Here is a 23,781-nt window from a genome sequence, read left to right as displayed (position 1 = left end):
ATGGGCCCGAACGTGGCGGGGGTGATCGGCTCGGCGATCGCCGCCGGGGTGATGCTCAAGTACGTGCTGGCGATGTAACAGAGGAATAAGACAATGGAAGATACCGTATTACTGGATAACCAAAGAATACAGACCTCCGAACAGAGCAATATTATTCTCAGGTCGATACGGGCGATTGATTTAGTGAATCATCTGACACCGGAGCTAGGCATCATTGAGATCCTCAGCGAACAGTTCAATGTGCAGAAAATACTAGTGACTTGTCTTTATGCCGGACAGCAGCTTGCCATGGAACGGCGGATAGTATTGCCGCTATTACCCGAGTCGCTCTATTTGTTGGGTGGGGTAGTGATGGCTGCCGGAAAGTCAGTGGGAAAAAGAGAGACTCTCACTCACAACCGCCTGTGCGATGAGGCGGGAAAACTGCTTAACGACGATGCGGCCAGGGAGAGCTTTGATGTGATAAGAAGCATTGCTCTGCCGGTTTACCGCCGGCTGGTCAAAGAGCGGCGTACCCACGTCGCCTCTTTATTGCAGGCTATGCTGCATATTCTTGCCTGGCGTAGTGAAAGCGCATGGGCGCGGGACCAGGCGCAAAGAATGCTCTGGGCTGGTGGAGTGTTTGGACGGGGAGGGGTAGATTCGCTGATCGCCTTTGACCACACGTTGGCAGAAAAAGAGATAACATTCCCGTCTCTGCGCGAGTTGTTAACCGTGACGGCATTTCTGGCCCCCTTCCCTGCGGGCCCGATCTTTGCTGATTAACAAACGCTGCCCGGTATGGCTATCGGGTGGTTACTGAGGCGGCAGGCAGACGCCAATGCCGCCGATGCCGCAATAGCCGTGCGGGTTCTTATACAGATACTGCTGGTGATCGTCCTCGGCATAGTAGAACGGTTTGGCGGTGGCGATCTCGGTGGTGATGTGCCGGGTATCGTGCGCGTCGTTCATCGCCGCCTGGAAGCGCGCGAGGCTGGCCTTTGCCGCTTCCGTCTGTTCCGGCGTCAACGGGTAAATCGCCGAACGGTACTGGGTGCCGTGGTCGTTACCCTGTCTCATTCCCTGCGCCGGGTCGTGATTTTCCCAGAACACCTGCAATAACTGCTCATAGCTGATGACCTGCGGATCGTAGACCACGCGCACCGCTTCCGCGTGACCGGTCTGGCCGCTGCACACTTCGCGATAGGTCGGATTGGGCGTATAGCCGCCAGTGTAGCCGGCGGCGGTGCTGTAAACCCCCGGCAATTGCCAGAACAGACGTTCAACTCCCCAGAAGCAGCCCATGGCGAACAGTGCGACTTCCATCCCCGCCGGGACGTTGGTCATCGAGTGGCCGTTAACTGCGTGGAGCGTCGCCACTGGCATCGGGGTATTGCGTCCAGGCAGCGCATCCGCCTGGGCGACAAGATGCGTTTTATCAAATAGACTCACGGTGGGCCTCTCAATACAGAAATCGTCGTTAAGGTTGTAACGAAGCGTGTCTTTTAACACAATAAATACGCGTAATACGTCTAGATTAATACATAAGAATTATTTGGGTTATTGCCACTTTTTCAACCCTACGTTGTTAGGGTTTTGTTAAGCCGTGGAGCGGCGCCAGTGTTTCCTGTAGGGGGAAACAGGGATATTCAGGAGAAAATGTGCTAAAAATCCGCCAGTTATGTGTCACCAGCCTTTTGCTGGTCAGCGGGATCGCCAGCGCAGCGAATGTGCGTTTGCAGGTTGAAGGATTATCCGGGGAGCTGGAGAAAAACGTTCGCGCCCAGCTTTCCACCATCCAGAGTGATGAGGTCACGCCGGATCGTCGCTTTCGCGCGCGCGTCGATGACGCCATTCGCGAAGGTCTGAAAGCGCTGGGGTATTACGAGCCGACGATTGAATTTGATCTTCGTCCGCCGCCGAAAAGGGGCCGTCAGGTGCTGATCGCCAAAGTGACCCCGGGTGAGCCGGTGCGCATTGGCGGCACCGAGGTGATTCTGCGCGGCGGCGCCCGCACCGACAGCGACTATCTGGCGCTGTTGAAAACCCGCCCGGCCATCGGGACGGTGCTCAACCACGGCGATTACGACGGTTTCAAGAGCTCCCTGACCCGCGTCGCCCTGCGCAAAGGCTACTTTGACAGCGAGTTCAATAAAAGCCAGCTGGGGGTCTCCCTCGATCGCCATCAGGCGTTCTGGGATATCGATTACGACAGCGGCGAACGCTATCGCTTTGGCCACGTCACCTTCTCCGGATCGCAAATTCGTGATGAATACCTGCAAAACCTCGTACCGTTTAAAGAGGGCGACTACTACACCTCTCAGGACCTGGCCGAGCTAAACCGCCGCCTGGCGGCGACCGGGTGGTTCAGTTCGGTGGTGGTGGCGCCTGATTTTGCTAAGTCACGGAAAACCAAGGTGCTGCCTCTGCAGGGCGTTGTCTCGCCACGCAAAGAGAACACCGTGGAAACTGGGGTAGGGTACTCCACAGACGTCGGTCCGCGGGTAAAAGCCACGTGGAAAAAACCGTGGATGAACTCCTATGGCCACAGCCTGACCTCCAGCGTCAGCCTCTCCGCACCGGAGCAGCAGTTCGACTTCACCTATAAAGTCCCGCTGCTCAAGAGCCCGCTCGAGCAGTACTATCTGATGCAGGGCGGCTTTAAGCGTACCGATCTCAATGACACCCAGGCTGACTCCACTACCCTTGGGTTGTCGCGTTTCTGGGAGATGTCGAGCGGCTGGCAGCGGGCGATCAACCTGCGCTGGAGCCTGGACCACTTTACCCAGGCGAACGTCACCAACACCACCATGCTGATTTACCCCGGGGTCTCGGTGAACCGCACTCGCTCCCGCGGCGGCCTGATGCCCACCTGGGGCGATTCCCAGCGCTACTCGGTGGACTACTCCAACACCATGTGGGGCTCGGACATCAACTTCATCGTGATGCAGGCCCAGGACGTCTGGATCCGTACCCTCTATGACCGCCACCGCTTTGTGGTGCGCGGCAACCTGGGCTGGATCGAAGCGGACAACTTTGACAAGGTGCCGCCGGACCTGCGCTTTTTCGCCGGGGGCGATCGCAGTATTCGCGGCTATAAATACAAATCCATCTCGCCGAAGGACGATGACGGCAAGCTGATCGGGGCCTCGAAGCTGGCCACCGGCTCGCTGGAATATCAGTACAACGTCAGCGGCAAATGGTGGGGCGCCGTGTTTGTCGATAGCGGCGAAGCGGTCAGCGATATTCGCGAAAGTGATTTTAAAACCGGCGCCGGGGTGGGCGTGCGCTGGCAGTCGCCGGTGGGGCCGATCAAGCTGGATATCGCCCGGCCAATCGGCGACAAAGAAGAGCATGGTTTACAGTTTTACATCGGTCTGGGGCCTGAATTATGAGTTTATGGAAGAAGATAAGCCTCGGCGTCTTAATCGTGTTGGTCCTCCTGCTGGGTACCGTCGGGTTCCTGGTGGGCACCACCACCGGCTTGCATCTGGTGTTCAAAGCGGCGGATCGCTGGGTTCCGGGGCTGGAAATCGGCAAAGTGACCGGCGGCTGGCGTAATTTAACCCTCGATAATGTCCGCTATGAGCAGCCCGGCGTGGCGGTCACCGCCGGCCAGTTTCATCTCAGCGTCAGGTTGCGCTGCCTGTGGGACAGCAGTCTGTGCGTAAACGACATCTCGCTGCGCGATATTTACGTCGCCGTCGATACGAAGAAGATGCCGCCCTCTGCGCCGGTCGAGGAAGAGGACAGCGGGCCGCTGAATCTCTCCACCCCTTATCCGATCGCCCTCAGCCGCGTCGCGCTGCATAACGTCAACGTCAAAATCGACGATACCGCGGTCTCTGTGCGCGATTTTTCCACCGGCCTGAACTGGCAGGAGAAAAACCTGACCCTGACGCCGACCTCGCTGCAGGGGCTGCTGATCGCCCTGCCGAAGGTGGCGAAAGTAGCGCAGGAGCAGGTGGTTGAACCGAAAATCGACAACCCGCAGCCGCAGGAAAAACCGCTCGGCGAGACGATGACCGACCTCTTCTCGCAGCCGGTGCTGCCGGCGATGACCGACGTCCATCTGCCGCTGAACCTCAATATTGAGGCGTTCCGCGGCGAACAGCTGCGCCTCACCGGCGATACCGATATCACCGTGTATAACCTGCTGCTGAAAGTCAGCAGTATCGACGGGCAGATGAAGCTCGACGCCCTCGACATCGACTCCGATCAGGGCAAAGTCACCGCCTCGGGCAGCGCCCAGCTGCAGGATAACTGGCCGGTAGACATCACCCTCGCCGGAACGCTGAACGTCGACCCGATGAAAGGGGAGAAAGTGCAGCTGAAGGTGGGCGGCGAGATACGTAAAACGCTTAAGGTCGGGGTGGACTTAAGCGGGCCGGTAGCGGCCACGCTGCGGGCGGACGCGCAGCTGGCGGAGGCCGGGCTGCCGCTCAATATGGAGCTGAAGAGCAAGCAGCTCGCCTGGCCGTTCAGCGGCGAGAAGCAGTTCCAGGCCGACGACGTCCAGCTGAAGTTCAGCGGCAAAATGACCGACTACGCGCTGGCCTTCTCCACCGCGGTGAAAGGCCAGTCGCTGCCGCCGGCGAAAATCGCCCTCAACGCCAAAGGCAATGAGCGGCAGATCAATCTCGACAAGCTGACGGTCAATGCCCTCGAAGGGAAAACCGAGCTGAAGGCGCTCCTCGACTGGCAGCAGGCGATCAGCTGGCGCGGCGAGCTGACCCTCGACGGCATCAACACCGCCAAAGAGGTGCCGGACTGGCCGTCGAAGCTCAACGGCAGGATCAAGACCCAGGGCAGCCTGTACGGCGGCAGCTGGCAGATGTCGGTGCCGGAGCTGAAAATTACCGGCAACGTGAAACAGAACAAGGTGGATGTCTCCGGCTCGCTGCAGGGCAACAGCTATCTGCAGTGGAAGATCCCGGGGCTGCATCTGGCGTTAGGCCCGAACAGCGCCGATATCAAAGGCGAGCTGGGGGTGAAGGATCTGAATCTCGACGCCACCATCGATGCGCCGCACCTGGATAATGCGCTGCCGGGGCTCGGCGGGACGGCGAAGGGGCTGGTGAAAGTGCGCGGCACTGTCGATGCGCCGCAGCTGCTGGCGGACATCACCGCCCGGGCGCTGCGCTGGCAGGAGCTGAGCATCGCCCAGGTCAACGTCAAAGGGGATGTGAAATCCACCGATCAGATTGGCGGCAACCTGGACGTGCGGGTGGATCGCATCAGCCAGCCGGGGGTGAATATCAGCCTGGTGCAGCTCAATGCCAAAGGCACTGAGAAGCAACATGAGCTGCGGCTGCGGGTGCAGGGCGATCCGGTTTCCGGCCAGCTGGCGCTGGCGGGCAGCTTCGATCGTCAGGCCGAGCGCTGGAGAGGCGCGCTAAGCGATACCCGCTTCCAGACGCCGGTGGGGCCGGTAGCGCTGACGCGCAGTATTGCGCTGGACTACCGTAACCAGGAGCAGAAAATCAGCATCGGGCCACACTGCTGGACCAACCCGAACGCCGAACTCTGCGTGCCTGAGACCATTGACGCGGGCGCCAGCGGGCGGGCGCGGGTGAATCTCAACCGCTTCGACCTGGCGATGCTTAAGCCGTTTATGCCGGAGGCGACCCAGGCCAGCGGCGTGTTTACCGGTAATGCCGATGTCAGCTGGGACACCACCAAAGAGGGGCTGCCGCAGGGCAAAGTGACCCTCAGCGGGCGCAACGTCAAAGTGACCCAGGTGGTCAATGACGCCCCGCTGCCGGTGGCGTTCGATACGCTGAACCTCAGCGCCGATCTGCACAACAATCGCGCGGAGCTGGGCTGGCTTATCCGCCTGACCAACAATGGCCAGCTGGATGGGCAGGTGCAGGTCACCGACCCGCAGGGGCGGCGTAACCTCGGCGGCAACGTCAATATCAGCAACTTCTCGCTGGCGATGATCAACCCGATTTTCGCCCGCGGTGAAAAGGCGGAGGGACGGCTCAATGCCCGTCTGCGCCTGGGCGGCAACGTGAAAAGTCCACAGCTGTTCGGCCAGATGCAGCTAAGCGGGGTGGATATCGACGGCAACTTTATGCCGTTTGATATGCAGCCGAGCCAGCTGGCGATGAACTTCAACGGTACGCGCTCGACCCTGCAGGGGACGGTGAACACCCGTCAGGGGCAAATCGCCCTTAGCGGGAACGCCGACTGGACGCAGATCGATAACTGGCGGGCGCAGATTGCGGCGAAAGGCAGCCGGGTGCGGATCACCGTGCCGCCGATGGTCCGTCTCGATGTATCGCCGGACGTGGTGTTTACCGCCACGCCAAGCCTGTTCAACCTCGATGGCAAGGTGGATGTGCCCTGGGCGCGGATCGTGGTCAACGAGGTGCCGGAGAGCGCGGTCGGCGTGTCGTCGGACGAAGTGATGCTCGACAAAAACCTCAAGCCGATTAAGCAGCAGAGCGCCGGGATCCCGATCAACAGCAACCTGACGATCCACGTCGGCAACAACGTTCGTCTGGAAGCCTTCGGTCTGAAAGCGCGTCTGACCGGCGATCTGAAAGTGGCGCAGGACAAGCAGGGGCTGGGACTCAACGGGCAGATCAATATTCCGGACGGCCGCTTCCACGCCTATGGCCAGGATTTGATTGTGCGCAAAGGGGAGCTGCTGTTCTCCGGTCCGCCGGATCAGCCGTTGCTGAATATCGAAGCGATTCGTAACCCGGATGCCACCGAAGACGACGTGATCGCTGGCGTTCGCGTCACCGGCTCCGCCGATCAGCCGAAAGCGGAGATCTTCTCCGACCCGGTTATGTCCCAGCAGGAAGCGCTGTCTTATCTGCTGCGCGGCCAGGGTTTGAGCAGCGGACAGAGCGATAGCGCCGCGATGACCTCAATGCTTATTGGTATGGGGGTTGCACAAAGTGGTCAGGTTGTGGGTAAAATCGGCGAGACGTTTGGCGTAAGCAATTTGGCGTTGGACACCGAAGGGGTAGGCGACTCTTCCCAGGTGGTGGTCAGCGGCTATGTACTGCCGGGTCTGCAGGTAAAATACGGGGTCGGTATCTTCGATTCCCTGGCGACGCTGACTTTACGTTATCGCCTGATGCCTAAGCTATATGTGGAAGCGGTGTCTGGCATCGACCAGGCGCTCGATTTGCTCTATCAGTTTGAGTTTTAGCAATGCGAATATTTGTTTACGGCAGTTTACGACGCAAACAAGGCAACAGCCACTGGATGACCAACGCCCAGTGGCTGGGCGCTCATAGTGTCGACGATTATCAGCTGTACAGCCTGGGCCACTATCCAGGCGCGGTGCCCGGCGAAGGCACAGTACATGGTGAAGTTTATCGTATTGATGCATCGACGCTGGCCGAACTGGATGCGCTCCGCACCAAGGGGGGCGAGTATGCGCGCCACCTGATTCAGACGCCTTACGGCAGCGCATGGATGTATGTCTATCAACGTTCCGTTGAGGGTTGTACGTTGATAGCGAACGGCAACTGGTTGGATCGCGACCAGTATTAACCACGACAGCGCCACCTTCGGGTGGCGTTGTTTTTTCTGCGCCCGCCTCTTACCAGAGCGGCAGATAATCTCTCGCCAGCCACATCGTGGAAGCCAGCGTCGTCAGCGCGTGGAATAACTGCCGTTGTCCAGGCGGCGGGCGCCAGGATGCAGAGGCTGATGAGTCTTCAGGCGGTCAAAAAGCAAGGGGTCGTTAAAATAGCGTTTATCGGTATAAAAGACATGGTCGCCGGCGATAAGGCGCAGATACCCCTGTTTTTCAGAGGCGGCGGTTGTGAAGCCAGAAAAGTTAAGCGTGAAATAGCGAACGCTTTTCACGGGACACCCTCCATGGTGTTATCGCGGCTATCCGTGCCGCAATCAGGCAGGGTATGACCCTGCCTGAGACAGAATTACTTCTGCTTAGCGCGCTCGAAAGAGGAAACGATTTCAGCTTTCGCCGCTTCTGCGTTGTCCCAACCGTCGACTTTAACCCACTTGCCTTTTTCCAGATCTTTGTAGTGCTCAAAGAAGTGAGTGATCTGGGCTTTCAGCAGTTCCGGCAGGTCGTTCACATCGTTGATGTGATCGTATTCTTTGCTCAGCTTGGTGTGCGGTACCGCAACCAGTTTCGCATCTTCACCGGATTCGTCGGTCATCTTCAGAACGCCAACCGGACGGCAGCGGATCACGGAGCCCGGCTGCAGCGGGTACGGGGTCGGGACCAGCACGTCAACCGGGTCGCCGTCCAGGGACAGGGTGTGGTTGATGTAGCCGTAGTTGCACGGATAGAACATCGCTGTGGACATGAAACGGTCAACGAACAGTGCACCGCTCTCTTTGTCGACTTCGTATTTGATGGGATCTGCGTTCGCCGGGATCTCGATCACGACGTAGATGTCTTCCGGCAGATCTTTGCCCGCAGGTACGTTGAGTAAGCTCATGTCTGTTTCCTTTAAAATGTATGGCAAACAAGTGCTCGGTATTATAGCCAACTCACATCGAATGTCTTCGCTTCTTTTTCCCGATCTCGCCGTGGAGTGCTCTGAATTTTGCGCGCAATAATGGCATGAAAATCCATAAACATAGCCACATCATGAATAAATTTATGTAACCGTTTTCATTGCATGTGATTGATTTATCAAACCGCTTAAAAAAACGTCATAAACCGCAACAGCCGCGCTCCCTGCGAAGCCTTATCGGCTCTCCGCTGGGCAATGGGGCCGTCATTAACATCTCATTTACTTTTTTGAAGTGTGATGTAACGCATTCAGTTACATCACCGATTGTCTATAGTTTGTCCGCAGGTGAGACTTTAACCAACAATAACCCTACGAGGATACCCTTATGTGGAAGCGCTTACTTCTTGTCACAGCAGTTTCCGCAGCTATGTCGTCTATGGCGATAGCTGCCCCGCTAACCGTAGGTTTTTCGCAGGTCGGTTCTGAATCCGGCTGGCGTGCGGCAGAAACCAGCGTCGCGAAAGAGGAAGCCGCCAAGCGCGGTATCACGCTGAAGATCGCCGATGGTCAGCAAAAACAGGAAAACCAGATCAAAGCGGTGCGCTCCTTTATCGCCCAGGGGGTAGACGCGATCTTCATTGCGCCGGTGGTGGCTACCGGCTGGGAGCCGGTGCTGAAAGAGGCGAAAGAGGCCAAAATCCCGGTCTTCCTCCTCGACCGTTCTATTGATGTGAAAGATAAAGATCTCTACATGACCACCGTGACCGCCAACAACGTGCTGGAAGGTCAACTGATTGGCGACTGGCTGGTGAAAACCGTCGACGGTAAGCCGTGTAACGTCGTGGAACTGCAGGGCACCGTCGGGGCCAGCGTGGCCATCGACCGTAAGAAAGGCTTCGCTGACGCCATCGCCAAAGCGTCGAATATCAAAATCATCCGCTCTCAGTCCGGCGACTTCACCCGCAGCAAAGGGAAAGAGGTTATGGAGAGCTTTATCAAGGCTGAGAATAACGGCAAAAACATCTGCATGGTATTCGCTCATAACGACGATATGGCCATCGGCGCCATCCAGGCCATTAAAGAAGCTGGCCTGAAGCCGGGCAAAGATATTCTGACCGGCTCCATCGACGGCGTGCCGGATATCTATAAAGCGATGATCGCCGGTGAAGCCAACGCCAGCGTCGAGCTGACGCCAAATATGGCCGGCCCGGCGTTTGATGCGCTGGAGAAATACAAAAAAGACGGCACCCTGCCGGAGAAGCTGACCATTACCAAATCGACGCTGTATCTGCCGGATACGGCGAAAGAAGAGTTAGAGAAGAAGAAAAATATGGGCTACTGAGTGGATAGCCCCTCATCCCGCCCCTCTCCTCAGCCGGAGAGGGTAACAGGCAGCGTTCCAGCAACCCCGGCAAGCACAGCGCGAGCCGGGGCAACCTGACATCATTTGAAGGTGATATCGATTATGAGCGCCGAGGCACACCAGGAGATCCTTCGCACCGAAGGACTCAGTAAATTCTTCCCCGGCGTTAAGGCGCTGGATAACGTCAACTTTAGCCTGCGGCGCGGCGAAATCATGGCCCTGTTGGGCGAAAACGGCGCCGGGAAATCGACGCTGATCAAAGCGCTTACCGGCGTTTACCATGCCGATCGCGGCACTATCTGGCTGGAAGGCCAGGCCATTTCCCCGAAAAATACCGCCCATGCCCAGCAGCTGGGGATCGGCACTGTCTACCAGGAAGTGAACCTGCTGCCCAATATGTCGGTGGCGGATAACCTGTTCATCGGCCGTGAGCCGCGGCGGTTTGGCCTGCTGCGGCGGAAAGAGATGGAGGCCAGGGCGACGGCGCTGATGGCCTCCTACGGCTTTTCCCTCGATGTGCGCGAGCCGCTGAACCGCTTTTCAGTGGCGATGCAGCAGATCGTCGCTATCTGCCGGGCCATCGACCTGTCGGCCAAGGTGCTGATCCTCGACGAGCCCACCGCCAGCCTCGATACCCAGGAGGTGGAGATGCTGTTTACCCTGATGCGCCAGCTCAGGGATAACGGCGTCAGCCTGATCTTCGTCACCCATTTTCTCGACCAGGTCTATGCGGTCAGCGACCGCATTACCGTGCTGCGCAACGGCAGCTTCGTCGGCTGCCGCGAGACCCGCGAACTGCCGCAGATTGAGCTGGTGAAAATGATGCTGGGCCGCGAACTGGACCACAACGCCCTGCAGCGGGCGGGCCGAACCCTGCTGAGCGATAAGCCGGTGGCGGCATTTGAAGGCTACGGTAAAAAAGGCACCATCGCCCCGTTCGACCTGCAGGTGCGTCCGGGCGAAATCGTTGGCCTCGCCGGCCTGTTGGGTTCCGGCCGCACGGAAACCGCCGAGGTGATCTTCGGTATTAAAACGGCGGACAGCGGGAAGGCGTGGATCAAAGGCAAACCGCAAACCCTGCGTTCTCCGCATCAGGCCTCCTGCCTCGGGATCGGCTTCTGTCCGGAGGATCGCAAAACCGACGGCATTATCGCCGCCGCCTCGGTGCGGGAAAATATCGTCCTCGCTCTGCAGGCGCAGCGCGGCTGGCTGCGGCCGATACCCCGGCGCGAACAGAACGAGATCGCCGAGCGCTTTATTCGCCAGCTGGGGATCCGCACCCCCAGCGCGGAGCAGCCGATCGAGTTTCTCTCCGGCGGCAACCAGCAGAAGGTGCTGCTTTCGCGCTGGCTGCTGACCAAACCGCAGTTCCTGATCCTCGATGAGCCGACCCGCGGCATCGACGTCGGCGCCCATGCGGAAATCATTCGCCTGATTGAAACCCTCTGCGCCGATGGCCTGGCGCTGCTGGTCATCTCCTCTGAACTGGAGGAGCTGGTGGGTTACGCCGATCGGGTCATTATCATGCGCGATCGCCGGCAGGTGGCCGAGATCCCGCTCGCCGAGCTCTCTGTACCGGCGATCATGAACGCAATTGCGGCATAAGGAGTAACCCATGATGCCTCGATCTCTTTCGCAAACCGGCCCGGAGAAGCGACGCTTCACCTGGCCGAAGGGCACCCCGCAGATCATTGCCCTGCTGCTGGTTCTGCTGGTCGACAGCCTGGTGGCGCCCCATTTTTATCAGGTGGTGCTCCAGGATGGCCGCCTGTTTGGCAGCCCAATCGATATTCTCAACCGCGCCGCCCCGGTGGCGCTGCTGGCCATTGGCATGACGCTGGTGATCGCCACCGGCGGCATCGACCTGTCGGTGGGGGCGGTGATGGCGATAGCCGGCGCGACGGCCGCCTCGATGACCGTCGCCGGTCACAGCCTGCCGGTGGTGCTGCTGGCCTCGCTGGCGGCGGGCGCGCTGGCCGGGCTGTGGAACGGCATTCTCGTGGCGGTCCTTAAGATCCAGCCCTTTGTGGCGACGCTGATCCTGATGGTGGCCGGACGCGGGGTGGCGCAGTTGATCACCGCCGGGCAGATCGTCACCTTTGATTCCCCGGCGCTGGCGTGGCTCGGCAGCGGATCGTTCCTCCTGTTTCCGACGCCGGTGATCATCGCCGCCGCGACCCTGCTGCTGTTCTGGCTGTTTACCCGCAAAACGGCGCTGGGCATGTTTATCGAAGCGGTAGGGATCAATATCCGCGCGGCGAAAAACGCCGGCGTCAATACCCGCATCGTGGTGATGCTGGCCTATGTCCTGAGCGGCGTCTGCGCGGCGATCGCCGGGATCATCGTGGCAGCGGACATTCGCGGCGCGGATGCCAATAACGCCGGGCTATGGCTTGAGCTGGACGCCATTCTGGCGGTGGTCATCGGCGGCGCTTCGCTGATGGGCGGGCGCTTCAACCTGCTGCTGTCGGTGGTGGGGGCGCTGATTATCCAGGGAATGAACACCGGGATTTTGCTCTCCGGCTTCCCGCCGGAGCTCAACCAGGTGGTGAAAGCGGTGGTGGTGCTGTGCGTACTGATTGTCCAGTCGCCGCGCTTTATCGGTTTACTGAAAGGGGTACGCGGCCATGATAAAACGTAATTTACCGTTGATGATCACCCTCGCGGTGTTTGTGCTGGGCTATCTCTACTGCCTGACGCAATTCCCCGGCTTTGCCTCGACGCGGGTGATCTGCAATATCCTGACGGATAACGCCTTCCTCGGGATCATCGCCGTGGGCATGACCTTCGTGATCCTCTCCGGCGGGATCGATCTGTCTGTCGGGTCGGTGATCGCCTTTACCGGCGTCTTTCTCGCCAAAGCGATTGGCTTTTGGGGAATATCACCGCTGGTGGCGTTTCCGCTGGTGCTGGTGATGGGCTGCGCCTTCGGCGCGTTTATGGGGCTGCTGATTGACGCCCTGAAGATCCCGGCCTTTATCATCACCCTCGCCGGCATGTTCTTCCTGCGCGGCGTGAGCTATCTGGTGTCAGAGGAGTCGATCCCGATTAACCACCCGGTGTACGACACCCTGTCCGGGCTGGCATGGACCATTCCCGGCGGCGGACGCCTCAGCGCCATGGGGCTGCTGATGCTGCTGGTGGTGGTGGCCGGTATTTTTGTCGCCCACCGCACCCGCTTCGGCAACCAGGTGTATGCCATTGGCGGCAACGCGACGTCGGCGAATTTAATGGGGATTTCCACCCGCAGCGCCACGATCCGTATCTATATGCTCTCCACCGGGCTGGCGACGCTGGCCGGGATCGTCTTTTCCATTTATACCCAGGCGGGCTATGCGCTGGCGGGCGTCGGCGTGGAGCTGGACGCCATTGCCTCGGTGGTGATCGGCGGCACGCTGCTTAGCGGCGGCGTCGGCACTGTGCTGGGAACCCTGTTCGGGGTGGCGATCCAGGGGCTGATTCAGACCTACATCAACTTCGACGGTACCCTCAGCTCATGGTGGACCAAAATCGCCATCGGCATTTTGCTGTTTATCTTTATCGCGCTGCAGCGTGGGCTGACCGTGCTGTGGGAAAACCGGCAGAATGCGGCGGTCACGCGGGTGAGCGGGGCGGGGAGTCGCTAAGAGAGAGGCTCCTCCCGCAGGCGCGGGAGGAGCGGGCAGGGCACTTAGGCGTCCGGGAACGACTTAATAAAGTTCTCGACGTCTTCCACCATGTGGTTGTTGCCGACGAAAAAGGAGCGGCGCTGGTGCAGGCTTTCCGGAACAATATCCAGAATACGCTCTTTACCATCGCTGGCCTTACCGCCCGCCTGTTCGGCGAGGAAGGCCATCGGGTTGCATTCATACAGCAGGCGCAGCTTGCCGTCCGGGTGGCTGGCGGTGCTTGGATAGAGGTAGATGCCGCCTTTCAGCAGGTTGCGGTGGAAGTCCGCCACCAGCGAGCCGATATAGCGTGAGGTATAAGGACGCTGAGTCGCTTTGTCCTCTTCCTGGCAGTACTTAATGTACTTCTTCACGCCCTGCGGGAATTTGATGTAGTTGCCTTCGTTAATGGAGTAGGTATTGCCCTTCTCCGGGAAGCGCATGCGCTCCTGGCACAGACAGAAGACGCCGAGGGACGGGTCGTAGGTGAAGGCGTGGACGCCGCAGCCGGTGGTATACACCAGCATCGTCGAAGAGCCATAGACCACATAGCCCGCTGCCACCTGTTTGTTGCCCGGCTGCAGGAAATCTTCTTCTGTCACCGGCGTGCCAACAGGCGTCACGCGGCGGAAGATAGAGAAGATCGTACCAACAGAGACGTTAACGTCGATGTTAGAGGAGCCATCCAGAGGGTCCATCAGCACCACGTATTTGGCGTGTTCACACCCTTCGAAGACGACAATCTCATCTTCTTCTTCAGAGGCGATCCCGGCAACAATATCGCGTGCTCGCAGTGCGGCTTTTAATTTTTCATTCGCGAACAGATCGAGTTTTTGCTGCACCTCGCCCTGAACGTTTTCAGCACCGCTGGCACCCAGGATATCGACCAGACCGGCCTTGTTGATATCGCGGTGGATGATCTTGGCGCCCAACTTTATTGCTGACAACAAAGCAGTCAGCTCACCGGTGGCGTGGGAGAACTCGTGCTGCTTTTCAACAATAAACTCACCTAACGTTTTCATAACTCGTTCCCTGCATTTTTATGTTGAGTAAAACGAACGCAACAATCTTAACAAAGAATCAAAAAAGTGCGCACTAGTGAATCGCGCCAGCAAAATACAGATTCGCCTGAAATGCATTTCGCCAGGGCCCGGGATATGGGTAAAATGTGCCCCGGATAAGAGAAGGAAATGACGAATGCGCATTCATATTTTAGGAATCTGTGGCACGTTTATGGGGGGCCTGGCCATGCTGGCGCGCTCCCTCGGTCATGAGGTAACGGGGTCGGATGCTAACGTCTATCCGCCGATGAGCACCCTGCTGGAAAACCAGGGGATTGATTTAATTCAGGGCTATGACCCCAGCCAGCTGGAGCCCCGGCCGGACCTGGTGATCATCGGTAACGCCATGACTCGCGGCAACCCGTGCGTTGAAGCGGTGCTGGAAAACAATATTCCCTATATGTCCGGCCCGCAGTGGCTGCACGACTTCGTGCTGCGCGATCGCTGGGTGCTGGCCGTCGCCGGGACCCACGGCAAAACCACCACCGCCGGCATGGCGACCTGGATCCTTGAAGCCTGCGGTTACCAGCCGGGCTTCGTGATCGGCGGCGTGCCGGGCAATTTTGACGTCTCTGCGCGCCTGGGCGACAGCCCGTTCTTCGTCATTGAAGCGGATGAATACGACTGCGCCTTCTTCGACAAGCGCTCCAAATTTGTTCACTACTGCCCGCGGACGCTGATCCTCAACAACCTTGAGTTCGACCACGCGGATATCTTTGACGACCTGAAGGCGATTCAGAAGCAGTTCCACCATCTGGTGCGCATCGTGCCGGGCAAAGGCAAAATTATCCTGCCGGAGAACGACATCAACCTGAAGCAGGTGATGGCGATGGGTTGCTGGAGCGAGCAGGAGCTGGTGGGCGAGCAGGGCCACTGGCAGGCGAAGAAGCTGAACGCTGACGCCTCGCAGTGGGAAGTGCTGTTCGACGGTGAAAAGGTCGGCGAGGTGAAGTGGACGCTGGTCGGCGAGCATAATATGCATAACGGCCTGATGGCCATTGCCGCGGCGCGTCACGTCGGGGTACTGCCGGCGGATGCCGCGAACGCGCTGGGCAGCTTTATCAACGCCCGCCGTCGCCTGGAGCTGCGCGGCGAAGCCAACGGCGTCACCGTGTATGACGATTTCGCTCATCATCCGACGGCCATCCTCGCTACGCTGCAGGCGCTGCGCGGCAAAGTGGGCGGCACCGCGCGCATTCTCGCCGTGCTGGAGCCGCGCTCTAACACCATGAAAATGGGCGTCTGCAAGGACGATCTGGCGCCGTCTCTTGGCCGCGCCGATGAGGTGTTCCTCCTGCAGCCGCAGCATATCCCGTGGCAGGTGGCGGAAGTGGCGGAAGCCTGCGTCCAGCCGGCTCACTGGAGCGCCGACGTCGATACCCTGGCGGAGATGGTGGTCAAAACCGCCCATCCTGGCGACCATATCCTGGTGATGAGCAACGGCGGCTTCGGCGGCATTCATCAAAAGCTGCTGGATAAACTGGCGCAAAAAGCGGCCGCGACAGAGTAACGTCCCGCCTCCGGTCACTGCCCTCCGCGTGAGGGCAGTTTTGTTTTTACCAACAGGGATGGTGTGATGCTTACCCGCGAAAGCGTACTTTCTACCGACTCGCCCCATTTCGCCATGCTGGACGCGCTCTACGCGCGCGCCTTTCCTTGGCACGAGCAGCGCGAAAGCGAGGCCAAGCGTCAGGCGCTGAGCAACGCGCACTACGCGCTGGAGGCGTGGTTCGATGAGGAGGTATTTATCGGCCTCAGCGGCTGCTGGCAGTTTGCCGGCTACTGTTATGTCGAACATTTGGCGATCGACGATACGCTGCGCTCCCGCGGCTATGGTAAACAGCTGCTGGCGCAGATCCTGACGCGCGCGCCGCTGACCATTCTGGAAATCGATCCGCTGAGCAGCGAGATCGCCCATAAACGGCTGCGCTTTTATCAGTCGATGGGATTCCACGCTAACCCCTGGGCGCATCGTCATCCGACCTATCATCAGGGCATCGCGGATCATGAACTGCTGGTGCTGAGCTACCCGCAGCCGATCGATGAGCGACAGTATCAGCAGTTTGCCCGGGATCTCGGGCGCGAGGTGATGGGGCGGGCGTAGCCCGGCGCGGCGTACCGCTCCGGGCGTTCGGCTGGGGTATTTTTACTCTTTGGCGATCGGCGTGTCGTTCTCCGCCACTTTATTGTCGCCCTGAATCTGCGCGATTTTCTGCTCGACGGCGGCCACCTGGGCACTGTCATGCAGCAGGGTGTAGGTCAGATCAAACTGCGCGCTGGCGCCCGGCTGCAGCTGTTTTACGCGTTTTTGCTCGCGTTCAATGGTCACCGGATAGGCGTAGCTGGTCCCCGGCTCGATACCGGTGACATAGCCCTGTTTGACGGTGTCGGTGTTTTTCCACAGTGTCAGGACCGGCAGCTGGCGGGTGTCGAACTGAATGGAGGCTCCTTTATCGCCCGCTTTGTTGATCACGGCGGCCAGCGTCTGGTGATTTTCATCGGCCAGCGGCTGAATATTAAACACCATCTCGTCAAAGTCTTTGGTCGGCCCCTGATAGGTTTGCCAGGTTTTTAATCCGCTCTTAGCGTAATCATTGAACGGGCTGATGCTGGACATCGGGGCGAGGAAACGCGCGCCTTCTTCCAGAATCGGGGTGCCGAAGTTGCTGTGGTAGATGATCTGGTAATCATGCGGATAGTCGGCGTGATTGGTTAAGACATCGTGCAGGCTGAAGCTGTTGCTACCCGGGATATAGCGCAGCTCGGTCATGGTTTGCAGATCGGCTTTTTTGAAGGTGCTCTCTTTCACCAGCCCGCGGACGCGAATTTCATACGGCGCGCTGTCGGCCACCTCTACCTCCACCAGAGAGGCCGGCGTGTTGCCTGCCTTGCCGTGCAGGGTATAAATTTGCCCGTCCGCAGTCACCGGATGGCCGGTCCACTCGTAGCCGCAGCGGACCATCATTTCGTTGAACCCTTCCAGCCAGCCGAGCCCGTTGCGACTCTCCAGGTTGATAAACGCCGGGTTAACAACCTCTTTGACCGGCGAATCCCAACCCATCCGGCTGCCGAAGCCTTCCACTCGCAGCAAGTTCATGCCGCGCGTCGGGCTGAGGGTGATGGTCAGGCCGTCTTTACTGCGAATGGTGAGGATTTTGCTGCCTTCCTGCTTGCCGCCGTGCAGGACTTTCTGCTCAATGCTGAACGCATGGTCTTTCACCTTCAGCTGATCGCTGCCGATCTGCCAGTTTCCTTTATCCATGCCCTCTTCAGCATTCGTCAGCACCCATGTTTTTGCCGCGGCGGAGCCAGAAACCAGCAGAGCGATAGCCGTCAGAACCAGTGTCTTTTTCATTTTCATTCCCTTTTTGCTGAATCGATTGTGTCATTGACGTGTGAAATCTACCGGCATGGGGGTGATTAAAATGTGAAGCGCCTCACCTGGTGAGAAAGTGGCCGTTTTTAAGATGTTAAATGCGATAGGCGTCGTATTATTGTGATAAAACATGCTTAATTATCACCACAATATGTGATCTGCATTGCTTTTAGCTTTAACGATTCAGCTTAAGAGAAGGCAATAAACGACAGTCTCGTTGTGTGGACTTGGGGTTCAGGGGAGGCAGCGGGGAACCCCCTGCTGGCGCAATGCTTGCGTTGAAGAAGGGGAAGGTAGGCCGGATACAGCCTGCCCGGCGGCGCTGCGCTTGCGCGGGCCTACAGAGTTGAGCAACTGTTTGATAACTCAGGTTCAGCAGCCTTCCGTAGGCCGGATAAGGCGTAGCCGCCATCCGGCACAAGGACGGGAACGCGCCGGATACAGCCTGCCCGGCGGCGCTTGCGCGGGCCTGCGGAGTCGAGCAACTGTTTGATAACTCAGGTTCAGCAGCCTTCCGTAGGCCGGATAAGGCATAGCCACCCACCAGACAAAGCGGAGTAGCCCGGATAAGGCGCAGCGCGCCGCCATCCGGGTGACTTGTGCGGCAAAAGCGGCGGGAATTAGCCTTCGTTTTCCGCCAGTTCGCGCAGATACTGGAAGATCAGGCGCGCGGATTTCGGCGGTTTGTTGCCTTCTTTCTCTTTCTTCGCATTGCGGATCAGGGAACGCAGCTGCTGACGGTCAGCATCTGGCCACAGGTTCAGCACTTCAGCTACGGCGTCATCCCCGTCGTCAATCAGTCGGTCACGGATCTGCTCCAGCTTGTGGAACAGCGCAACCTGCTGGTTGTGGCGGTTTTTCAACTTATCCAGCGCCTGACGAATCGGATCGACATCGCGATTGCGCAGCATCTTACCGATAAGCTGCAGCTGGCGGCGGCGACCCTCTTTTTTGATTCGCTGGGCGAGTTCGATGGCGTCGCGCAGGTCAGTATCCAGCGGAATTTTATCCAGCGCGTTTTTCCCCAGGTCAACGAGTTCCGCGCCAAGACGCTTCAGTTCTTCCGCGTCGCGCTTAATTTCACTCTTACTGACCCAGATAATTTCATCGTCTTCATCCTCGATATCATCACCGGGAACGTCGTCGAGCCAGTCTTCGGGCTGCTTTGTCATCTCAGGCTCCTTAAAAAAAGAGGCTAATGTTACCAGTTAAGGCGCGCACTGAAAAACGGTTCTCTGTTAGACTTCAGTTAACTCCTTCTTACATTATGGCATTAGCAATGAAAGTGATCTCTCAAGTTGCCCAGCAACGTAAGACGCTGGAAGAGGCCGTGACCACGGCGCTGGAACTGGCGGCAGGTAAATCCGATGGCGCGGAAGTCTCCGTCAGCAAGACGACGGGCATCGGCGTCAGCACCCGCTATGGCGAAGTGGAGAATGTAGAATTCAATAGCGATGGGGCGTTAGGCATCACGGTTTACCATCAGAACCGCAAGGGCAGCGCCTCTTCCACCGATCTCAGCCCGGACGCCATCGCCCGCACCGTGCAGGCGGCGCTGGATATCGCCCGCTACACCTCCCCGGATCCCTTCGCCGGCGTGGCGGATAAAGAGCTGCTGGCCTTTGACGCCCCGGATCTGGACCTGTTCCACCCGGCGGAGGTCTCCCCGGATGAGGCCATCGAACTGGCCGCCCGCGCAGAGCAAGCGGCGCTGAAGGCCGATAAACGCATCACCAACACCGAAGGCGGCAGCTTTAACAGCCACTACGGCATCAAAGTGTTCGGCAACAGCCATGGCATGCTGCAGAGCTACTGTTCGACTCGCCACTCCCTTTCCAGCTGCGTGATCGCGGAAGATGACGGCGACATGGAACGCGACTACGCCTATACCATTGGCCGGGCGATTGAGGATCTGCAGTCCCCGGAATGGGTCGGGGAAGAGTGCGCCCGCCGCACCCTGTCGCGCCTCGCGCCGCGTAAGCTGTCGACCATGAAGGCGCCGGTGATTTTCGCCAATGAAGTGGCGACCGGGCTGTTTGGCCACCTGGTCGGAGCGATTGCCGGTGGTTCGGTATACCGCAAATCCACCTTCCTGCTCGATTCGCTGGGCAAACAAATTTTGCCGGAGTGGCTGACCATTGAAGAGCATCCGCACCTGCGTAAAGGACTGGCCTCCACGCCGTTCGACAGCGAAGGCGTGCGCACCGAGCGTCGCGATATCGTCAAAGACGGCGTGCTGACCCAGTGGCTGCTGACCAACTACTCCGCCCGCAAGCTGGGGATGAAAAGCACCGGCCACGCCGGCGGCATCCATAACTGGCGCATCAACGGCCGCGGCCTGAGTTTTGCAAAGATGCTTAAAGAGATGGGCACCGGTCTTGTGGTTACCGAACTGATGGGGCAGGGTGTCAGTGGCGTCACTGGCGACTACTCACGCGGCGCATCCGGCTTCTGGGTAGAAAATGGCGAAATTCAATATCCTGTCAGTGAGATCACCATTGCAGGAAATCTGAAAGAAATGTGGCGTAATATCGTGACCATCGGCGATGATATTGAAACGCGCAGCAACATTCAGTGCGGTTCTGTGCTGCTGCCGGAGATGAAAATCGCCGGGCAATAACACCTGTTTGCTTAAATAATAAAAAGGAAGTGAGCAATGCGTAAAAAACTGTTAGCGATGCTGGCTGTCTCTGCTTTTGCGCTCGGTTCAGCCTCGGCCTTCGCCGACCTGGGCGAAGACATGGACACTCTGGCAGAAAATCTGCAAGTGGTACAGAAAACCTCCGACGCCGGCGAGCTGAAAGCGGCGCTGAATAAGATGCGTACCGCCGCGGTTGATGCCCAGAAAGAGACGCCGCCGAAGCTGGAAGGCAAAGCGGCCGACAGCGCTGAGATGAAAGATTACCGTCACGGTCTGGATATTCTGATCGGCCAGATCGACGGCGCGCTGAAGCTGGCGAATGAAGGCAAGGTGAAAGAGGCGCAGGCCGCCGCGGAGGAGTTTAAAACCACCCGCAACACCTACCATAAGAAGTACCGCTAACTGCCGTTTTCGGGAGGCATCAGCCGATGTCTCCCGCCTGAAAGCCTACCGATATCACACTTTTCGATCTCTTTTTCCGGCCTTTCCGCAGCCGCGGGCTGCGCATTCACGCGCATTGTTGTGATACGTCTCACGCCATAATTGCTGTTTTTTCATTTTTCCAGTGAATGTGTGGGGTCGATCACGCCTGCCGTCTCCCTTTCCACTTCGAAGTGGAAAACAACTCGCTACAAACTCCCATCCCCCGGCGCTACTTTGATTCCCAGAGACATCAGCGGGGTATCAGAAGTGAATAACGGAGCGGTAATACACGACGTAGGGGAGCAGGCAGCGCAGACCGAACGCCTGGCTGACAAGATGCTGCAGCAGGTTTTTGCCCTGTTAAGCCGTCACGGCATCGTCCCTAACGACGTTCAGGAGCAAATGCTGACCTCCCACGTGCGGGCGATGGCCCACCGGTCAATCAGCGGGGAACCGCTGCCGGAAGTGGATGCCAGCCTGTTCGAAGAGATTTCACCAGATTCAATGACGTTGGCCCGCGAAGTGGTCGCGCAGTTCGGCAACCTGCCTGATGAAGAGGCCTGGCTGCTCTCCGTCCATTTCGAAGTCGCAAAAGAAAACCTGTAAGGAGCAAAACATGGAACAAATCACCGTAGTTATTGGCGACCGTCTGGGTAAAGGCCAAAAAGTCGCCGCAGGCGCAGAGAAAGCCGGCGCACGTGCAGTGGTCGTCCCTGGCGTTGCTGCCGACATGAAGCTTGGCGACATGATGAAAGCGGAAAACGCCACCTTCGGCATCTCCTTCTGCGGCAGCGGCGGCGCCGGCGCCATCACCGCCCAGACCAAACACGGCTACAAAGCGAAATACGGCATGCGTTCCGTGGAAGAGGGCGTCACCGCCATCAACGAAGGCTGCAACGTGCTGGGCTTCGGCTTTATGGATAAAGAAGAGCTGGGCGAGCGGCTGGTAGAGGCCTGGAAAAAGAAATACGGCGCATAAGTATGAAAGAGCAATTCACCACCACGGTGAGGGTTGCCGGCAAAGGCGAAAGCAAATCACGGGCCTTCGCCGATGCCCTGAACCATGTGCAGGCTGCGGTGATGAAAACGTCATCGCACATTCTGCTGCGTATTGAGCCACAGGACGTGACGGTTGTTCATGCGCGCGAAGCGGTACGAAAAGAGGCCTTCCTGTTTTTCTTTTTGCGCCGTGAACGACGGACCTACAGCGTGGAGCTGGACGTCACCGTCAACGTGACCGCCATCGATCTCGATAAAGTGGATTTCGTCACGCAAACCTGATTGTTAGCAAAGGGTCTGACTATGTTCCTGATAATATTAATAAAATCGCTTATCATCGGCGGCCTGGTCGGCGTCGGCGTGGGCGCCGGAGCGGCACGCATGTTTCATGCCCCTACCACCCAGGGGATGGGGGCGTTTCGAACCCTGGGCGAGCTGAACTCCTGTGAGGGCGATCCGGCTTCCCACTTCTCCTTTGGCCTCGGTTTCTTCTTTAACGCCTGGGCCTCTTCCGTTGCAGCAGGCTCCTTCACCCAGGATGTTGACCACCGCATTATCCCCAACTGGGGCGCGGCGGCGCTGATGCTGAAAAATCGTAACGTCGGCGAAACGCTGCACGATCCGAAAAAAATGGCCATCTCCTGCGGCATCATCGGCATGATCGTCGTCGCCTTCCTTAACCTCACCGCCTCGTCCGTACCGGAAGCGCTGCAGGTGACCGCGGTTAAGGTACTGGTCCCGGCGGCAAACCTGCTGGTGAACACCGTGATGCCGGTGATCTTCTGGCTGGCGGCGATCGACGCCGGTAAAAAATCAGGCTTCTGGGCGACCATCTTCGGCGGCGCGGCGCAGCTGATTATGGGCAACGCCGTACCGGGGCTGGTGCTGGGCATCCTGATCGGCAAAGGCGTTGAAGAGAGCGGCTGGAACCGGGTCACCAAAGTGATGATGGTGGCCATTGTCGCCCTGTTCGTCCTCAGCGGCTTCTTCCGCGGCTTCGACATGAAGATGATCGAATCCTTCCATCTGACCGTGCCGAACTGGCTGGACATGATCCACAACTCACTCAGCGGCAAGTAACGGGAGCCTGATAATGGAACAGAATAAAGGTTTTTGGTATGCCGACTGGTCGTTCCCGATCTTCGTTGGCCTGCTCTCCTCCGGCGTCTTCGCCGGGACCCACATGTACTACCTGTACGGCATCGGCGCCTTTAACGAAGTCGCCTTCGTGGCGATGCTGAAGTCGGGGATTGATACCGGCGTTTACGGCGCGGTGGCCGCGTTTGGCGCCAGCTTCCTGTTCGCCCGCATCATCGAAGGGTCGCTGGTGGGGATCCTCGATATCGGCGGCGCTATTCAGACCGGGATCGGTCTTGGCGTCCCGGCTCTGCTGCTCGGCGCGGGCTTTGTCTTCCCGGTGGCGAACTTCGCCGCCTCGCTGGCAACCGGCCTGATCCTCGGCCTGGCGGTGGGCTACATCATCATTCTGGCGCGTAAGTTCACCATCAACCAGAGCGACTCCACCTACGGCGCCGACGTGATGATGGGGGCCGGGAATGCCTCCGGTCGCTTCCTCGGCCCCTTGATCATCCTCAGCGCAATGACCGCCTCGATTCCTATCGGGATCGGCTCGCTGGTTGGCGCCCTGCTGTTCTACATCTGGCAGAAACCGATCACCGGCGGCGCTATCCTCGGCGCGATGATCCTCGGCTCCATTTTCCCGGTGGCGATTAGCTAATCGCCCGATGGCGCGGCGCTTATCGGGCCTACACGTCAGCGCGATTGGTAGGCCGGATAAGGCGGTACGCCGCCATCCGGCAACAGATACACTCTTTC

General features: G+C 58.6%; 22 protein-coding genes and 2 pseudogenes. 18 read left to right on the top strand and 6 right to left on the bottom strand.

Features of this window, described 5'->3' with window-relative positions:
* Together QLG03_RS24135 and QLG03_RS24130 are read left to right on the top strand one after the other, a co-directional pair.
* Nucleotides 1-78: pseudogene (locus QLG03_RS24135) on the top strand (oxaloacetate decarboxylase beta chain); the annotation flags it as partial.
* Between the two features lie 15 nt (nt 79-93).
* Complete coding sequence (locus QLG03_RS24130) at nt 94-765, top strand: hypothetical protein (protein ID WP_186978121.1); 672 nt, start codon at nt 94-96, stop codon at nt 763-765.
* 30 nt (nt 766-795) lie between these two features.
* On the opposite strand, the gene msrA is transcribed toward QLG03_RS24130, so the two are convergent.
* Entirely contained in the window at nt 796-1,431 is a 636-nt protein-coding gene (gene msrA / locus QLG03_RS24125) for a peptide-methionine (S)-S-oxide reductase MsrA (RefSeq protein ID WP_025712326.1), read from the bottom strand.
* Between the two features lie 209 nt (nt 1,432-1,640).
* Here msrA and tamA point away from each other — a divergent pair, with 209 nt between their 5' ends.
* Genes tamA through QLG03_RS24110 form a run of 3 tightly spaced genes read left to right on the top strand, consistent with a single transcriptional unit; the run spans nt 1,641 to nt 7,494 of the window.
* Nucleotides 1,641-3,374: an autotransporter assembly complex protein TamA gene (tamA, locus tag QLG03_RS24120; protein WP_023291743.1), complete on the top strand. Its 1,734-nt coding sequence runs from the start codon at nt 1,641-1,643 to the stop codon at nt 3,372-3,374.
* Complete coding sequence (gene tamB, locus QLG03_RS24115) at nt 3,371-7,147, top strand: autotransporter assembly complex protein TamB (RefSeq protein WP_233673138.1); 3,777 nt, start codon at nt 3,371-3,373, stop codon at nt 7,145-7,147. Before tamA ends, tamB begins: the two co-directional genes overlap by 4 nt.
* Before the next feature lie 2 nt (nt 7,148-7,149).
* On the top strand, nt 7,150-7,494 hold the full coding sequence (locus tag QLG03_RS24110; RefSeq protein WP_002886724.1) for a gamma-glutamylcyclotransferase: 345 nt from the start codon (nt 7,150-7,152) through the stop codon (nt 7,492-7,494).
* Nucleotides 7,495-7,608: 114 nt separating this feature from the next.
* Here the strand turns inward: QLG03_RS24110 and QLG03_RS24105 are convergent.
* Nucleotides 7,609-7,812: pseudogene (locus tag QLG03_RS24105) on the bottom strand (hypothetical protein); the annotation flags it as partial.
* 74 nt (nt 7,813-7,886) lie between these two features.
* Complete coding sequence (gene ppa, locus QLG03_RS24100; RefSeq protein WP_255989739.1) at nt 7,887-8,417, bottom strand: inorganic diphosphatase; 531 nt, start codon at nt 8,415-8,417, stop codon at nt 7,887-7,889.
* Between the two features lie 403 nt (nt 8,418-8,820).
* Between ppa and ytfQ the strand changes: the two genes are divergently transcribed.
* The 4 genes from ytfQ to yjfF all read left to right on the top strand — a co-directional run bounded on the left by ytfQ (nt 8,821) and on the right by yjfF (nt 13,424).
* The gene (ytfQ, locus tag QLG03_RS24095; RefSeq protein WP_002886769.1) at nt 8,821-9,777 is read left to right on the top strand and encodes a galactofuranose ABC transporter, galactofuranose-binding protein YtfQ; all 957 of its coding nucleotides are present in this window, start codon (nt 8,821-8,823) and stop codon (nt 9,775-9,777) included.
* 123 nt (nt 9,778-9,900) lie between these two features.
* Complete coding sequence (gene ytfR / locus QLG03_RS24090; RefSeq protein ID WP_008807146.1) at nt 9,901-11,403, top strand: galactofuranose ABC transporter, ATP-binding protein YtfR; 1,503 nt, start codon at nt 9,901-9,903, stop codon at nt 11,401-11,403.
* 10 nt (nt 11,404-11,413) lie between these two features.
* Nucleotides 11,414-12,439 (top strand): galactofuranose ABC transporter, ATP-binding protein YtfT, encoded by a 1,026-nt coding sequence (gene ytfT, locus QLG03_RS24085; RefSeq protein ID WP_023291747.1) that lies wholly within the window; start codon nt 11,414-11,416, stop codon nt 12,437-12,439.
* Complete coding sequence (gene yjfF / locus QLG03_RS24080) at nt 12,426-13,424, top strand: galactofuranose ABC transporter, permease protein YjfF (protein WP_002886825.1); 999 nt, start codon at nt 12,426-12,428, stop codon at nt 13,422-13,424. Before ytfT ends, yjfF begins: the two co-directional genes overlap by 14 nt.
* Nucleotides 13,425-13,468: 44 nt before the next feature.
* Here the strand turns inward: yjfF and fbp are convergent, their stop codons facing one another.
* Nucleotides 13,469-14,467, bottom strand: a complete 999-nt coding sequence (gene fbp, locus QLG03_RS24075; RefSeq protein WP_255989738.1) for a class 1 fructose-bisphosphatase — start codon at nt 14,465-14,467, stop codon at nt 13,469-13,471.
* 175 nt (nt 14,468-14,642) lie between these two features.
* On the opposite strand from fbp, the gene mpl reads away from it, so the two are divergent.
* The gene (mpl, locus tag QLG03_RS24070; RefSeq protein ID WP_023291748.1) at nt 14,643-16,016 is read left to right on the top strand and encodes a UDP-N-acetylmuramate:L-alanyl-gamma-D-glutamyl-meso-diaminopimelate ligase; all 1,374 of its coding nucleotides are present in this window, start codon (nt 14,643-14,645) and stop codon (nt 16,014-16,016) included.
* A gap of 66 nt (nt 16,017-16,082) precedes the next feature.
* On the top strand, nt 16,083-16,610 hold the full coding sequence (locus tag QLG03_RS24065) for a GNAT family N-acetyltransferase (RefSeq protein WP_048336505.1): 528 nt from the start codon (nt 16,083-16,085) through the stop codon (nt 16,608-16,610).
* Nucleotides 16,611-16,652: 42 nt separating this feature from the next.
* Here the strand turns inward: QLG03_RS24065 and QLG03_RS24060 are convergent, their stop codons facing one another.
* A complete protein-coding gene (locus tag QLG03_RS24060) occupies nt 16,653-17,861 on the bottom strand; it encodes an aldose 1-epimerase family protein (protein ID WP_110237815.1) in 1,209 nt (402 codons plus the stop codon).
* A gap of 641 nt (nt 17,862-18,502) precedes the next feature.
* Entirely contained in the window at nt 18,503-19,054 is a 552-nt protein-coding gene (gene yjgA / locus QLG03_RS24055; RefSeq protein ID WP_004206498.1) for a ribosome biogenesis factor YjgA, read from the bottom strand.
* 95 nt (nt 19,055-19,149) lie between these two features.
* Here yjgA and pmbA point away from each other — a divergent pair, with 95 nt between their 5' ends.
* From pmbA to QLG03_RS24020, 7 genes are all read left to right on the top strand, one after another.
* Nucleotides 19,150-20,502, top strand: a complete 1,353-nt coding sequence (gene pmbA, locus QLG03_RS24050; RefSeq protein ID WP_032429082.1) for a metalloprotease PmbA — start codon at nt 19,150-19,152, stop codon at nt 20,500-20,502.
* Nucleotides 20,503-20,538: 36 nt separating this feature from the next.
* Nucleotides 20,539-20,925, top strand: coding sequence for a cytochrome b562 (gene cybC, locus QLG03_RS24045; protein WP_002886893.1), 387 nt, complete (start codon nt 20,539-20,541; stop codon nt 20,923-20,925).
* A gap of 288 nt (nt 20,926-21,213) precedes the next feature.
* On the top strand, nt 21,214-21,552 hold the full coding sequence (locus QLG03_RS24040; RefSeq protein ID WP_004206500.1) for a PRD domain-containing protein: 339 nt from the start codon (nt 21,214-21,216) through the stop codon (nt 21,550-21,552).
* Nucleotides 21,553-21,562: 10 nt separating this feature from the next.
* The gene (locus QLG03_RS24035; protein ID WP_032454653.1) at nt 21,563-21,925 is read left to right on the top strand and encodes an SFCGS family glycine-rich protein; all 363 of its coding nucleotides are present in this window, start codon (nt 21,563-21,565) and stop codon (nt 21,923-21,925) included.
* A 2-nt stretch (nt 21,926-21,927) separates the two neighbouring features.
* The gene (locus tag QLG03_RS24030) at nt 21,928-22,227 is read left to right on the top strand and encodes a DUF4312 family protein (protein ID WP_004206503.1); all 300 of its coding nucleotides are present in this window, start codon (nt 21,928-21,930) and stop codon (nt 22,225-22,227) included.
* 21 nt (nt 22,228-22,248) lie between these two features.
* Entirely contained in the window at nt 22,249-23,025 is a 777-nt protein-coding gene (locus QLG03_RS24025; protein WP_002886897.1) for a DUF4311 domain-containing protein, read from the top strand.
* Nucleotides 23,026-23,038: 13 nt separating this feature from the next.
* On the top strand, nt 23,039-23,683 hold the full coding sequence (locus tag QLG03_RS24020; protein WP_004206504.1) for a DUF4310 family protein: 645 nt from the start codon (nt 23,039-23,041) through the stop codon (nt 23,681-23,683).
* The last annotated feature ends 98 nt before the right edge of the window (nt 23,684-23,781 follow it).

It is taken from the genome of Klebsiella sp. V115_8 (genome assembly GCF_029967715.1).
Taxonomy (GTDB): Bacteria; Pseudomonadota; Gammaproteobacteria; order Enterobacterales; family Enterobacteriaceae; genus Klebsiella; species Klebsiella quasipneumoniae.
This window is presented reverse-complemented; position numbering and strand designations above follow the sequence as displayed.